Source organism: Xanthomonas sp. LF07-6 (assembly GCF_034105445.1).
Classification (GTDB): domain Bacteria; phylum Pseudomonadota; class Gammaproteobacteria; order Xanthomonadales; family Xanthomonadaceae; genus Xanthomonas_A; species Xanthomonas_A sontii.
Genome location: NZ_JAXGGI010000019.1, coordinates 22,946 through 34,902, shown reverse-complemented (window position 1 = coordinate 34,902; position 11,957 = coordinate 22,946). Strand labels below are relative to the sequence as shown.

At 59.7% G+C, this 11,957-nt stretch carries 17 protein-coding genes and 1 pseudogene; 17 read left to right on the top strand and 1 reads right to left on the bottom strand.

Features of this window, described 5'->3' with window-relative positions:
* The first annotated feature begins 52 nt into the window (after nt 1–52).
* The 5 genes from SLW56_RS19515 to SLW56_RS19495 all read left to right on the top strand — a co-directional run bounded on the left by SLW56_RS19515 (nt 53) and on the right by SLW56_RS19495 (nt 4,874).
* Nucleotides 53–511 carry a hypothetical protein gene (locus SLW56_RS19515; RefSeq protein ID WP_152237719.1) on the top strand — a complete coding sequence of 153 codons (459 nt, stop codon included), beginning with the start codon at nt 53–55 and terminating at the stop codon, nt 509–511.
* Between the two features lie 484 nt (nt 512–995).
* A complete protein-coding gene (locus tag SLW56_RS19510; protein ID WP_152237717.1) occupies nt 996–1,400 on the top strand; it encodes a hypothetical protein in 405 nt (134 codons plus the stop codon).
* Nucleotides 1,401–1,692: 292 nt separating this feature from the next.
* Nucleotides 1,693–2,133 carry an OmpA family protein gene (locus SLW56_RS19505; RefSeq protein ID WP_152237716.1) on the top strand — a complete coding sequence of 147 codons (441 nt, stop codon included), beginning with the start codon at nt 1,693–1,695 and terminating at the stop codon, nt 2,131–2,133.
* Nucleotides 2,134–2,556: 423 nt separating this feature from the next.
* Nucleotides 2,557–3,090, top strand: a complete 534-nt coding sequence (locus SLW56_RS19500; RefSeq protein ID WP_193312699.1) for a hypothetical protein — start codon at nt 2,557–2,559, stop codon at nt 3,088–3,090.
* A gap of 1,382 nt (nt 3,091–4,472) precedes the next feature.
* Entirely contained in the window at nt 4,473–4,874 is a 402-nt protein-coding gene (locus tag SLW56_RS19495; protein WP_152237715.1) for a hypothetical protein, read from the top strand.
* 130 nt (nt 4,875–5,004) lie between these two features.
* Here SLW56_RS19495 and SLW56_RS19490 read toward each other — a convergent pair.
* Nucleotides 5,005–5,417 (bottom strand): annotated as a pseudogene (locus tag SLW56_RS19490) (IS5 family transposase); the annotation flags it as partial.
* A gap of 446 nt (nt 5,418–5,863) precedes the next feature.
* On the opposite strand from SLW56_RS19490, the gene SLW56_RS19485 reads away from it, so the two are divergent.
* The 12 genes from SLW56_RS19485 (at nt 5,864) to SLW56_RS19430 (ending at nt 11,763) form a co-directional block, all read left to right on the top strand.
* Nucleotides 5,864–6,088 carry a hypothetical protein gene (locus SLW56_RS19485; protein ID WP_320695344.1) on the top strand — a complete coding sequence of 75 codons (225 nt, stop codon included), beginning with the start codon at nt 5,864–5,866 and terminating at the stop codon, nt 6,086–6,088.
* Nucleotides 6,089–6,652: 564 nt separating this feature from the next.
* Nucleotides 6,653–7,144, top strand: coding sequence for a hypothetical protein (locus SLW56_RS19480; RefSeq protein WP_320695343.1), 492 nt, complete (start codon nt 6,653–6,655; stop codon nt 7,142–7,144).
* Nucleotides 7,145–7,592: 448 nt separating this feature from the next.
* Nucleotides 7,593–8,129 carry a hypothetical protein gene (locus SLW56_RS19475; RefSeq protein ID WP_226978687.1) on the top strand — a complete coding sequence of 179 codons (537 nt, stop codon included), beginning with the start codon at nt 7,593–7,595 and terminating at the stop codon, nt 8,127–8,129.
* A gap of 216 nt (nt 8,130–8,345) precedes the next feature.
* Nucleotides 8,346–8,582 carry a DUF1161 domain-containing protein gene (locus SLW56_RS19470; RefSeq protein WP_017915150.1) on the top strand — a complete coding sequence of 79 codons (237 nt, stop codon included), beginning with the start codon at nt 8,346–8,348 and terminating at the stop codon, nt 8,580–8,582.
* Nucleotides 8,583–8,664: 82 nt separating this feature from the next.
* Entirely contained in the window at nt 8,665–8,967 is a 303-nt protein-coding gene (locus tag SLW56_RS19465) for a hypothetical protein (protein ID WP_152240413.1), read from the top strand.
* 190 nt (nt 8,968–9,157) lie between these two features.
* Complete coding sequence (locus SLW56_RS19460; RefSeq protein ID WP_152240412.1) at nt 9,158–9,409, top strand: hypothetical protein; 252 nt, start codon at nt 9,158–9,160, stop codon at nt 9,407–9,409.
* Nucleotides 9,410–9,498: 89 nt separating this feature from the next.
* Nucleotides 9,499–9,654, top strand: coding sequence for a hypothetical protein (locus SLW56_RS19455; RefSeq protein ID WP_193314261.1), 156 nt, complete (start codon nt 9,499–9,501; stop codon nt 9,652–9,654).
* Between the two features lie 62 nt (nt 9,655–9,716).
* Nucleotides 9,717–10,025, top strand: coding sequence for a cyclic-phosphate processing receiver domain-containing protein (locus SLW56_RS19450; protein ID WP_152240411.1), 309 nt, complete (start codon nt 9,717–9,719; stop codon nt 10,023–10,025).
* 389 nt (nt 10,026–10,414) lie between these two features.
* Nucleotides 10,415–10,711: a DUF2695 domain-containing protein gene (locus SLW56_RS19445; RefSeq protein ID WP_226977976.1), complete on the top strand. Its 297-nt coding sequence runs from the start codon at nt 10,415–10,417 to the stop codon at nt 10,709–10,711.
* Nucleotides 10,712–10,726: 15 nt separating this feature from the next.
* A complete protein-coding gene (locus SLW56_RS19440) occupies nt 10,727–11,020 on the top strand; it encodes a hypothetical protein (protein ID WP_152240409.1) in 294 nt (97 codons plus the stop codon).
* Between the two features lie 18 nt (nt 11,021–11,038).
* Complete coding sequence (locus SLW56_RS19435) at nt 11,039–11,377, top strand: hypothetical protein (protein ID WP_152240408.1); 339 nt, start codon at nt 11,039–11,041, stop codon at nt 11,375–11,377.
* Nucleotides 11,374–11,763: a VOC family protein gene (locus SLW56_RS19430; protein WP_017907682.1), complete on the top strand. Its 390-nt coding sequence runs from the start codon at nt 11,374–11,376 to the stop codon at nt 11,761–11,763. The genes SLW56_RS19435 and SLW56_RS19430 overlap by 4 nt, the downstream gene beginning before the upstream one ends.
* Nucleotides 11,764–11,957 lie beyond the last annotated feature (194 nt).

Sequence of the window (11,957 nt, the reverse complement as noted above, 5' to 3'; positions counted from 1 at the left end):
CATTCAAGCCGACGTCGCTTCGCGGCGCGGCTTAATTCAAGCATTAGGCGCCATGGACGCAGATCGGGATTTTGAAGTAAAGAGCTATCAAGAGATCGCCAACTTGACGCTTGGCGGCTACCAGCTTATCGAGGCACTGCTAAAGACTTACTTGCGTAACTACTTCAACATCGCCAAGCATCGCTTGGGTCGCGACTTACACTTCGGCTTCACGGGCAGCGACTATGACAACGCAGCGCTTGGCACACTCCTGAAGGTCTTCGCAAAGACATGCTCAGACTCTCAGCTTGTCAAAGATCTCCAAGCCGAGATTCCTCATCGAGACTATGTTGCCCATCAGGCTTCGCTGGTCATGTTCCGGCGACAGCCGTGCAGTTCGGAGGAACTTCAGGCGCTGTCCAAACAACTATCAACCCGTAGTAGTTCAATTTCTGGCCTTCTGACTCGCTTGAACAACGTGCACAACCTTCTTTTGGCGCCCTACCGCGGAGAACCCGGGCTTGGCGCCTAACAATTCATTCAAGCCGACGCCGCTTCGCGGCGCGGCTTAATTCAGGCGTTAGGGCGCCCAGGTGAGCACACCGCGACTCGCTACAAGAGAACACGACGGCTGGTGGCTATCGGACGGCGAAGAGGCCCATGCCGAGAGCCCGGAGTCGTTCTGGATCCCGCATGCAGAAGCCCGCCGTGGGCTCGCACCCGGCGACATAGCTAAGCTCCGGTTCTACATCCTGGGCCCTGACGCGTCCGGCGAGAAGGTCGAGCACGGCGAGCGCATGTGGGTAGAGGTCTTGGAGTGCCAGGCGGGCTGGTACCGGGGCGCGCTAGATAACGACCCGCACTGCACAGACCGGCTGCAGGCTGGCATGGAGCTATGGTTCCAGCCTCGGCACGTGATAGATATCCATCAGGGGTGAAGCAGCGGGTGCGCCCTAACAATTCATTCAAGCCGACGCCGCTTCTCGGCGCGGCTTAACTCAGGTGTTAGGCTGCTTATGAAGCTTGGTATCTCTGAAGCATTCCGGCGTTACGGGGCCACACTCAAGAACGTCAACTGGTCCGTGAGCTCGTGGGTCGATGACGACACGTTGGTAGTGAGCCTCTGGAATCATCACCACATCAAAGGCTACGGGCCAAACATCTTGGCATTCGGCGACCGCTTTGATCGCTGGTCAGGTCCCGGCAATACGGAATTTCGCACCAACGTCGTTCGTGCCTTTGACACTGGCGCTGTGGTCCGCTTAGTGCTTGCTCGCGCACTGGAGCCGGATCGTGTACAGCGCGGCGAAGATGGGAGCAAGATTCCCAAGACCTTTGCCGTGCGGGACGATCTCGTGGGGAGGGTCGCTGACGTATCCGGAGAGAACTATGTCATTGAGTTCCGGCGCGCCGCGGCCTAACAATTCAATCAAGCCGACATGCCTACGGCATGCGGCTTGTCTCAAGCGTTAGGCGTGTGGCTTCTTCTTTGGCTTGGCGCTTCCGGTTGCACCAACCACCGCGCCGCCTGACACTTGGCAGGTCACCTCAACGGATGGTCAACGTGGCAAGCCCTGCATCGGACGCAGCACCAGACAATACGGTCGTCGGCACCTCGTTCCGGCGCCCCACCTTCGTTGGGCCATCCTGGCCTAACCAGTCAATCAAGCCGACGTGCCTACGGCACGCGGCTTATTTCCAGCGTTAGGTGACATGTCCAAGCTCCTCTCAATCCTGCTATCGACAGCTCTGCTCGGTGGATATTCCGGCGCTGCATGCAGTTCTTCACTCGACCTGTATGGTGCTTTCTTCAAGGCCGGCCATCCCATCAAGGGTGAGACGATCGACGAGGCTGCAACTGGGGCAGACCAAATTGCCAACTTGAATCGCTCTGTCGAGCTAATCAAGCGCCACCCGGACGTCAGGTTCGAGATTGCGGGCCATACTGATCAGTATGAGTGTTCCGGGCAAGAGTGCCGCTATCTCGCCCAACGTCGAGCGCTTCTCCTATACATGTTCCTGCTAGCCGCTGGCGTGGATCCGCTTTGTGTCATTGCTCTAACCGAGTACGGGTCCACTCGCCCGATCGCTGGCAAACGGGAGGAGAACTCGCTCAATCAGCGCGCCGAGCTAAACGTGGACATTGAGCCGTAAAGTGCTCCAGTATGGCACCTAACAGTTCATTCAAGCCGACGCCACTTCGCGGCGCGGCTTAATTCAGGCGTTAGGCGGTGGTGGAGCAAATCAGCTGGTGGGTCGGGCTTCGTCGGTTGGCTGGCATGCCGGCGGTCGGTTCCGGCAAGTCGCTGTTACCGTTGCTGGTTGCAGTAAGTTCGGTGCTTTGCCCTTACCCGTCATTCCCACGCTACGCTCGTTGCACTTGGATTCGGTGGCAGCACGCATCGGTGCGTCGCTGGGCAAGCTCCATCCCGCAGGCTGTGGCACACTTGGTCCAGGCGGCAGTGCTGGGGAGCAGGGTTGCACAATCCAACCTTTGGGGCCACTTACTGCCTAACAACTCAGTCAAGCCGAAGTTGCTTCGCAACTCGGCTTAAGCTCCAGGGAAGACGGGCCACGATGAAGCTCACCGCGATTATGCTGTTGACGGCGTTCCTCACTGTGGGAATGGCATATGCAGGGCCGCCCGCCGCAAGGCCAATACGCTTTTCAGTGCTAAAGGAAGACACCAATTCGGTGTCGCAGATCATCGGGCTCTGCGATGGCACACGCGAGGACGACGAGTTCGGTTGCCGGCTCGCGAGGATCAATTTGGTCAAGGGAGACGAGCTCCAGCGCAAGGTGCTTGGTGGCGGCCCAGAGCAATGTGTACTTGGCGTCTCATCAGACGGCCAGGAGGTCAAGTTTCGTAAGACCGCTGACAACACTTGGATTGCAGTATCGCCCCCGTCCGTGCTATGCGGCATCGTCAGCAGCTACACGCTGGCAAGTGCTGGTGCCCACGCAGCATGGAAACTAACGATCACAAGCAAGAAGACCGATTCATCCATGCCGATGTGCAAGTCGTTAGGTGAAACCAGCGAAGAATTCTATATCGGCTTCCCATCGCTCGCGTGCCAGAATGTCAAATTCGGCCCCAACCCCGGCTTCTGATCCTATTTCTCTAGGGATAGTCTGATCCGAAGGGCAATGGATGAAGAGCAATGGATCCAGGTTCCGACGTCCCCCCGGTTTCATACGATGGCTACACGTCGACCGTCCTGCGGTTTTGCCCTTGGTGCGGCAAGGACCTTCCGTCTTCGCTACCGTCCGAGTGGTACAAAGAACTCGCTGAGCGTGGCTACTCAGACCCAGGAGGCGATGACCTCATTCCCGAACAGTTCAACTCAGATAGGTGGTGGCGTGGCCGCGCCCTAACAATTCATCCAAGCCGACCGTCCACTGGCTACGCCAGCGGCGGGCGGCTTAATTCAAGCGTTAGGCGGCTGGCATTGGCTTGGTGTTGGAGCCGCGTTTGCATCCACCACATCGCCGGCTGACACTTGGCTGTGTCACCTCATCGAATGGTCAACGTGGCAGGCCCTGTATCGGACGCAGCACCAGACAACACGGTCGTCGACGTATTAGTTCGGCGCGCCATCTTCGTTGGGCCATCCCGGCCTAACCAGTCAATTAAGCCGACGTGCCTACGGCACGCGGCTTATTTCCAGTGTTAGGCCGTTGGCATGAACTCACTGCAGACCAAAAGATCGATCCTGTTCGGTGCACTTATCGCTCCTCTCGGGGCACCAGTGGCATTCTTGCTGTACTCGCTGGCGTCCGCTCTAGTGCGGGAAGGGCTGCCAGGGCTCAAGGATTGGCCCATTGCCGTTGTAATCTATTTTTCTTTCGGTCTACCCATCGCATATGGAGCGATGGCCGCTCTCGGCTTACCCTACGTCACGTGGCTTCGGTGCGCTGGCTATTTGAGCTGGCTCAGTGTATGCGCTGGTGCTTTCATAGCCGGAACATTTTCGCTGCCGGGCAGTCTCATGCTTCTAGGCGTTGGCTCACAGCCCTATCTTGCCAATTTCGCAGCTGGCGGCTTTATCGGTCTCGTTTGTGGCGTATTGTTTTGCGTTGTTACGGGGCCTAAAAATTTATTCAAGCCGGCGCCGCTTCACGAAGCCGCCAACTCAGGTGTTAGGCGGTAGTGTTGTGCGTGCGGCGCGACTTACGCCATCGGTGACAGCGATAGCGCTTCAGCGGTCGGCCTCGGTTCGCAATCCTCACGTCTACCGCCATCGGATCGCCCGCTACTTGGTCATCCAGCTTCGTTGCTCTGCTGCGCTCATTGCCTATGGTTTCGGTCACATCCAGCGGCCAGCATCTCGGGCGAGCCCCAATACCGCTATTTGTGGCATGCTCGGCTATTGGCGCAAGTGCTGGGGAGCACGCTTCTTGCTCACCACCTCCTGGCACGACCGTCTAACTATTCATTCAAGCCGACCCCGCTCCGCGGTGCGTCTTAACTTAGGCGTAAGGTTGCACCCCCAATGTCCAGCATTGTGAACGGCTACATCCACTGCTTCCGCTCGGAGACTGACGTCGAGGCCCATAACAGAAGGGTGCTTGAAGGTCTTGGCGATACAGGATCTTTGCTAGTCAGGCCCATGTTCTCGTTGTTACCAAACCATCGCGGACATAGTTACTACGGCCATCTCATCCACTTCGCCGCCTACTACAAAGAATTTTGGGATCTAGAGGAGGAATGGATAGTGGCCTACGAGAGCCTTTTGGAGTCACTAGTATGGGATTCATCGGAAGTAATGCATCAATGGACTGGCGCGCGCACTGTGTGGCGATCCCAGGGCAGCCGGCAGATCGAGAGTATCAGCGGCATGAAAGTGGTCACCAGAAAGACATTTCCGTACGATCTTGCCGCGGGCGCAACCTAACCAATCATTCAAGCCGACGCCTTCGGCGCGAATTAACTCAGGCGCCAAGGCCCAAACAGCGTTTCTTTGAAAATATGATGATCAATGCCCGACCTAAACGCTATTCGTTCAATTTCCATCTCGCTCACTGAAGATGCCGCTTGGTGCCGAGTTTGCCGCGATCGGTCGGGTTCGGCCCGGTGTTCGCCCCCCCCCCCGGGGCGGGGGGGGGGGGAGGCCACACTGGCCGCGTCCAGGCTGGCTCGGCTCAGGTCCAGCTTGTCGGCTCGCCGCAATTCGGACAGCAGGACCTGATGCAGGCGATGCCAGACGCCGGCGGCCTGCCAGTCGCGCAACCGGCGCCAACAGGTCATGCCGCTGCCGTAGCCCAAATCCAGGGGAAGTTCTTCCCATGGGATGCCGGTACGCAGGACATAGACGATGCCGTTGAGGGCCTGCTGATCGCTGACGCGAGGCCGCCTTCCTTTGGGCGAAGGCGTTACTGATGGGATCAGCGGTTCGATGCGCTTCCACAGCGCGGCGGGTCTCTTTGCGGCGGGCCATGCGGCCAATGTTGCCACATGCGAATCTGTGCTCAACTAGGCTCTGTTAGTGACTTCAGTCGTTAGGACCAATATGAGCTACTTCGCTTACGACAGAATGGGAAGGACATTCGCCTCGCCAAATGCGGCGGCAATGTCATTGCTTCTAAGCTCCTTGGTCATGCCGGATCCCGAACACCCGGACGTTTCGCTTAGTCACGAGTCGGGATGGTGCGCGAGCGTATTCAGTAGCGGCCTCGTGGTTCTTGAGAACGTTGAGACCGGTGAAGGGCCCTGGCACATGCAGCTTCCCTCGCCGCAACATGCACTCGATCTTTGGCTGCTTCTGTCAGACGGGCAAATCGCGGCTATCCAGTCGCATCCTTGGGTTCCAGGGTATGATGCCTAACAATTCATTCAAGCCGACGCCGCCTCGCGATCCCGGCTTAGTTCAGGCGTAAGGCCAACATGAAGACGTTCCTTTCACGTTTGCTCAGAAGTATCTTGCACCTTTGGGTTCGGCCTCACCAAGCCGTGCAGCTTGTGGATCCATTGGACTACGACAAAATGGTTCACCTCGACGCCGAGGAGCTTGCAGAGGGTGGTCTCGCTGCCGCCTACGAGAAGCTGTTGCCAGAGATTCTTCAGTTCGCCGCAGATCCTATTGCCGCGATAGAGGAGTTTGAGGAATGAGATGGAAGCTTCAGGGCAAGAGCCGGGGAACAGGTCTACACAATTTGGTCCGAAAACGGCGAGAGAGGCGAGGGCTGGACGAGGGCATCGATTGCGCTGTTCGACGTTGTCAATCGAAGCCTCGAAAATTCGAACGTCCGTTTCTATGCCTTCTATGGTGGCAACGATCTGAGCGGAATGTTTCTCACTGAGGATCAGGTCGCAAAGGCGCGGGCCGCATTGCCAAAACGATCGGACTGGCCTTACCTCATGGTTGACGAGCCACCAAACTGTGGGTTCCCTGTTGAAGCCTAAACCTACAGTCGGGCCGGACGGCCACAAGCTGCGCTTGTGGTTCTCTCCGCATTGCTCCGGCTGCGCTTTACTTCCACGTTAGCGCCCATACCACGTACCGTCGGCAAAGTTGAAGCAGCATCTCATCAGCTAGTGAAGCTCTGAACAATTCTCCCCACATCGACGGAGGATGCGCTGCATGAGGTCGCCTCGATGCGGCAATTCGCGCGGTTGTCGTTGCTTGCGACGTTGGTTTTTTTAGCGGCATCTTCGACCTCGGAGGATTGGTCAATGCCGGAACCATCCTCTCCCTCCTGCTATGCGCCGCGCTGTTCGGGCACCTGGCGCAGCGCGCGGCACAGCACCGCCTCGCGCATGCCCACCTCTACCGTGTCGCTTGCGCCGCCCAAGCAGCTGTGGTCGCGGCGCTTTCGCCACCCGAACCGACCGTACTTTTCAGACTGGAATGACTACAACTGCTCACCTCCACAGGTTTCGGCTTGCTCGTTGGCCGGTTGTTCCAGCCCGTCGCCGATCAACGCCGAATGCAATAGCTGCGCGCCCACCAAGCATCCATCCGCCTATGCCCACCGATACCTGATTGACACCCATGCTGAAGTCATCAATTACCTAGGAACAGGAACGGCGCTACTCATTCTGGCAACGCGTATGGTATTCGCTGCCTACGATGCGCTAGCGATCCGACCGCATTTGGCTCTGATCCGCGATGCACTCGCCCACGCCACCCCCGAGGATTCCTCTTCTCCCCAGACGATCCGTTAACTAATCGACGCCAATACGCCCCCCCCCCTTCTCGCATGCAGCGCGCGCGGTCGTTTCACGTGTCCACCCGGACCTGACACAAGGTAAGGGGCAGGTGCGCAACGCACTTTGGAGCATCCTCCTACCGATGCACTTCGACAGTTCGCAATGTACGGGCTTTACTGCATCCTTTCCCACAACGGCATCGACAATGGGCTGCGCAGCTTTGCATACCGCTAATTCGGCAAGCCGCTTAGCCAGCTCTCACCAATGCAGGCGGCGACTACCATTGCGATCACCCATGCCCCTACGATTTACTTGAGAGATCCCGGCAGGCTGGCTGATCGGGCTCTGATCCTACTCGCGAGGACCCCGCATCCACGCTAACCCTCCTGCGCACCACAGTAGGACAACGCCGTCGTTCACACACCCACCCTCCCTTGACATGGTCTGCCGCAGGAGGAAAAAAATGAAGAAGGCAATGGCAAGCATCGCAATGACAGCGACCTTGACGAGCCTGCCGCTCGCAGCACCAGCGTCTGAGCCAATGCCATCCATCAGCCAAGCGACACTGCAGGAGTCCGAGAGCGAATACCAGCACAGCCCGCTGTGCGGCAAGGACGAACTCACCCTGTGGACGTGCCAGACACGCAAGCGAGAGTTTTCACTATGCTCGTCGAAGGCGCTCAACCGGACCTCGGGCTACCTGCAGTACCGAGCGTCGGATGGCGGCAAGCTGGTGCTGCAGTACCCTGCGGAGAAAAAGCCGCCGACGGGGCTTTTCACTTACAACACGTTTCCCAACGGAAACGCATCGATCGAGTTCAGCAACAGCGGCTACCGGTACAGCCTGTTCGACCCGCTCAGATCCGCTTCGTCCATCTCCGTCTCCGGACCTGGAGCGGCGGACAAGACCACGCAGATCGCCTGCGGCCCGAACCAGACGCTGCAGCTCAATTACACGATGCGGCTGATGTACGACGCAGGCGTCTGGGTCGATCCCTGAATGCGATGATCCATGTCGCAGTGTCGGTGTCCCGCTCGTCCGGACCGGCCGCCCGCCGACTGCGGTGGCGGTAGCGGTCGACGCAATCTGCGCTTGCTACACTCGGCGCGACGGCCCGGCTCCCGCGAGCGACCAGGTCGACCGCCATGCCAAAGCCGCCACACCTTACGTTTTTTTCCGCAACCTCTTTCTCCCTCATCGACTATCGGTGCCATCATGAAACAAGCCATCGCGCTTCTGCTGCTTGCCTTCGCCTCCTCGTCCGCTTTCGCGGCGGGCAGATCCTGCGAGGAGTTGAAGGCCGAGCTCACCGCGAAACTCGATGCCCACGGCGTCAAGGACTACACGCTGAACATCGTCGACAACGCCGACGTCAAGGATCGGAAGGTCATCGGCAGTTGTGCGGCGGGAAGCAAGAAGATCGTGTACAGCAAGAACAAGCCGTCGACCTGATCGACAGGAGCGGTCACCTCATGCGAGTAGCTTGGAGCGACGGGACGCGGCGTATCGTCCTTGCGCAACGGATGGGCACGTCATGCAGGTAGAGGATCATTCGCCGCAGGCCTGGTTTCTACTGCGCGACGACGACACGCTCCTGCTCGACGTCAACTGCAGCCATGGGCCGGTCGGCTACGCATGGACCATGGCGTTGAACGAGGAAGAAGCGGCGCAGTACCACGCGCTCGGGCGCGATGTCATCGTGCAGCTCGCCGAACAGGTGCAATGGACCGCGCCAGGGGTACTGGGCAGCCGGTCGCCGTATCTCGCCCGCAAAGTGGATGCCGAGACTCGCCAGCGCGTCACCCTGGCCATCAAGGCCTGGAATCAGAGCGACTGACGGTCCTGGGTGTTCTACCTGGAAATCAACGCAACTCTTCTGATCGTGCCAACTGCATTGCGCAAGCCACATCCGGCAATCGGCGGATGCACCCCGACCGGCATCGCCAGCGCAAGCCACCCCTTATCACATCCAGCCCCGCTCTGGCAGGATCCATGACAAGCTGGGCACCCGGAAAGAGAAAGCCGCCATGCATGACATGACCTGGAGCGCTTCCGCGAAAAAGGCAGCCAAGGCACTGTTCGACACCGCGCTTCAACGCGAACTCCAAGCCTACCTCCAAGAGTTCAAACGCAGTGCCGCAAGCATCGACACGCCGGACGCTCTATGGCCCCTGGTCAACCAAACCGTCAAAAAGCAGCGCGAAATCGCTCAGACATACGACTACCGCCCTTTTGCGTCGCGGCATCATTCAGGAAGCGGAAGTAGGCGCGCTTGGTGACGAGAAGGCCAGACACATCATCGCCCTTGCAAGCCTGAAGGTGTGATGTATCCGATCGCGTATCGAACTGCCGCCGTCTACGGAACACGATGCAGTACGCCGGCACCAATCCCCGCCGGAAGGCCTTGCGTCCGACATACGCTGCTACGGATGTGCTGAATTTTATGGCGATTCGCCGGCTGATGCAGCGCGCCGTCGCCCTTTTCTCGCAGCATTGCGAGATCGCGCCGACGCTCGGACTGTAGTAGGTTCATCGCGTACGGGTCGATGGGCAGACCCGCCGACCCGAAGACAGGTGCCGATTGCCATGCGTGTATTTCTGGACGACGAGCGCGAGACACCCGATGGATGGACAAGAGCCTATTGGCCGGATGACGTCATCGCGCTGCTCCAAACCGGGAAGGTGGAGGAACTCAGCCTGGACCACGATCTCGGCGATGATGCGCGCGGAACAGGCTACGACGTGGTGCTCTGGATCGAGAGGGCGGTAGCGCTTCGGTCCTTCGTCCCGCCGAGGATGCACGTCCATTCTGCAAACACTTCAGCGGGAGATAAGATGCGTCTTGGGATCAAGGCGATCGAGCGGCTAGCGGCAAAGAACAGAACCGATGCATGATCCCATTGCGATGCGGCTGAGATGATGGATAAGCCGACTGCTTGTCCGGCACGTGCCTACTGCTCCGATACCTGACACTCGCAGATGATCAATCCAGATTGGACAACCAGAGGCAAATCGGTCGCGCAGTTGATCGAAGAGCTCAAGACATTCGAGAACCAGGACATGGAGGTCAGAATCTCCGTCGATGGCGGCAACACGTCCTTCCCGATTTCGCTAGTTGGCAAGACGGATGGCAAGTATGCCGTCTTGAGGAATTGCGAGGACAATCCTTCCATCGTTCATCATGTGTCTGAGGGTGGTTAGCGATTCATTGGCGCGGTACTTCAATCTCAGCTTTCACACTGATGGCAATCCTCGCCGCAGCGTCCTCCCCGTGACAGTCGACAATGACAGAGAATCCGGAAGCCCAACGTCGCAACGCGCCCCGCACAACGGTGCAGTCCGAGCCGCGCGCATCCGAAGAGACTGCGCTTCCCCTTCCGAAGGAAACGCTCTGGGCCTTGTTCGATTACTTGAACGACGCGCTCGCCGATGGCTGCGATCACTCCTTGCGGCTCACCACACAGTTCCTCGCGTCCCAGGATGTCGCTCCGGAGTCGGTCATCCCCTGGCTCGGTGCGCACGGAGGCTTCTGCGATTGCGAGGTGCTGTTCAATGTCGAGGAGCGCTGGGGCAAGCCGTGACCGGACATCGACCTGATGCATGACCTTCCGCATCACTTCCTGGCCGATCTGCTGCTGCATCCTGCGCAACCAGGAAGCAAGGCGACTGCGCTCGTCTCCGGCCAGTGGTGCGCCATTCTCTGCATCGACCAGCAACAGTGGTCGGCCCGCCTCACCTTCACCGGCAGCCCGGCGCCCGGGGTCACGTTCCGCGCAGGGGTACAGTTGCTGATGCCTGACGCACTTGCCCACTTCCCGGCGGGCGCCGATTTCACGCTCTGGGCGAACGGCAGCGAAGGGACAGGCCACGTGGTCTTGAGGGCGGCCTGACAGGCACACGATATCCGCATGCACATCGACATCACCCACCACGTGGACGCCAGCGAGCCCGACGACGGGTACGGTTACTACTATGCCTACACCCTCTACCGCTTCAGCGACGGCAGCGATCGGTTGCTGGCGCGCAGCTACGACGACGATGCGGATCATGCGCATTTCCTGAACATCGAAGTGGACGGGCACGTGCGCTTGATGATCGACGCGGACCTGCGGCATCCGCTGCTGCTGGCCGCCGCGGCGTACCTGGGCGAGACCGGCAAGCGTAGACTGCGCTGGCTGAGCGGCCGCGGCGACGGTTACGAGCCCCTGCCCGCCCAGCCCACCATCGGACCAGCGGAGGCTCCATGAAGCGCGTCACCGGGATTGGCGGCATCTTCTTCAAGGCACAGGACCCGGCCGCGCTGCAGGCCTGGTACCAGCGGCATCTCGGCATCGACGTGCAGGCCTGGGGCGGCACCGCCTTCGCCTGGAACGACGGCAGCGGCGCGCCGGTCACCGGCTCCACCGTCTGGTCGATCGGCGCGGCGGCGCAGGAGCCGCACTTCTCGCCCGGCACGGCACCCTTCATGATCAATTACCGGGTGCACGATCTGCACGCGCTGGTCGCGGCGCTGCGCGAGGAAGGCTGCCACGTGCTGGACCGCATCGATGAGTCCGAATACGGCGCCTTCGCCTGGGTCATCGACCCGGAAGGCAACAAGGTGGAGCTCTGGCAGCCGCCCGCCGGGCAGTAGTGCCCGCTCCGGCCGGTCGACTGGCCGGCCGGTAGCACGGGACGCCCGACCGGTCAGCGTCGAACCAGCCCCGCCGACATCGCCCGTGCACGCCGACCGGCGGGTTGGCGCCACCGACCGGCGGCACATGATCTTCGCTCGCCCTGCACTGCGCTATCACTACTGTCCGCGCTCATTGTCCTGATCGGGATCCG

Bases quoted from the DNA above. Each gene is read 5' to 3' on its own strand.
- SLW56_RS19515 (WP_152237719.1), top strand. From the start codon at position 53: ATGGACGCAGATCGGGATTTTGAAGTAAAGAGCTATCAAGAGATCGCC.
- SLW56_RS19510 (WP_152237717.1), top strand. From the start codon at position 996: ATGAAGCTTGGTATCTCTGAAGCATTCCGGCGTTACGGGGCCACACTC.
- SLW56_RS19505 (WP_152237716.1), top strand. From the start codon at position 1,693: ATGTCCAAGCTCCTCTCAATCCTGCTATCGACAGCTCTGCTCGGTGGA.
- SLW56_RS19500 (WP_193312699.1), top strand. From the start codon at position 2,557: ATGAAGCTCACCGCGATTATGCTGTTGACGGCGTTCCTCACTGTGGGA.
- SLW56_RS19495 (WP_152237715.1), top strand. From the start codon at position 4,473: ATGTCCAGCATTGTGAACGGCTACATCCACTGCTTCCGCTCGGAGACT.
- SLW56_RS19485 (WP_320695344.1), top strand. From the start codon at position 5,864: ATGAAGACGTTCCTTTCACGTTTGCTCAGAAGTATCTTGCACCTTTGG.
- SLW56_RS19480 (WP_320695343.1), top strand. From the start codon at position 6,653: ATGCCGGAACCATCCTCTCCCTCCTGCTATGCGCCGCGCTGTTCGGGC.
- SLW56_RS19475 (WP_226978687.1), top strand. From the start codon at position 7,593: ATGAAGAAGGCAATGGCAAGCATCGCAATGACAGCGACCTTGACGAGC.
- SLW56_RS19470 (WP_017915150.1), top strand. From the start codon at position 8,346: ATGAAACAAGCCATCGCGCTTCTGCTGCTTGCCTTCGCCTCCTCGTCC.
- SLW56_RS19465 (WP_152240413.1), top strand. From the start codon at position 8,665: ATGCAGGTAGAGGATCATTCGCCGCAGGCCTGGTTTCTACTGCGCGAC.
- SLW56_RS19460 (WP_152240412.1), top strand. From the start codon at position 9,158: ATGCATGACATGACCTGGAGCGCTTCCGCGAAAAAGGCAGCCAAGGCA.
- SLW56_RS19455 (WP_193314261.1), top strand. From the start codon at position 9,499: ATGCAGTACGCCGGCACCAATCCCCGCCGGAAGGCCTTGCGTCCGACA.
- SLW56_RS19450 (WP_152240411.1), top strand. From the start codon at position 9,717: ATGCGTGTATTTCTGGACGACGAGCGCGAGACACCCGATGGATGGACA.
- SLW56_RS19445 (WP_226977976.1), top strand. From the start codon at position 10,415: ATGACAGAGAATCCGGAAGCCCAACGTCGCAACGCGCCCCGCACAACG.
- SLW56_RS19440 (WP_152240409.1), top strand. From the start codon at position 10,727: ATGCATGACCTTCCGCATCACTTCCTGGCCGATCTGCTGCTGCATCCT.
- SLW56_RS19435 (WP_152240408.1), top strand. From the start codon at position 11,039: ATGCACATCGACATCACCCACCACGTGGACGCCAGCGAGCCCGACGAC.
- SLW56_RS19430 (WP_017907682.1), top strand. From the start codon at position 11,374: ATGAAGCGCGTCACCGGGATTGGCGGCATCTTCTTCAAGGCACAGGAC.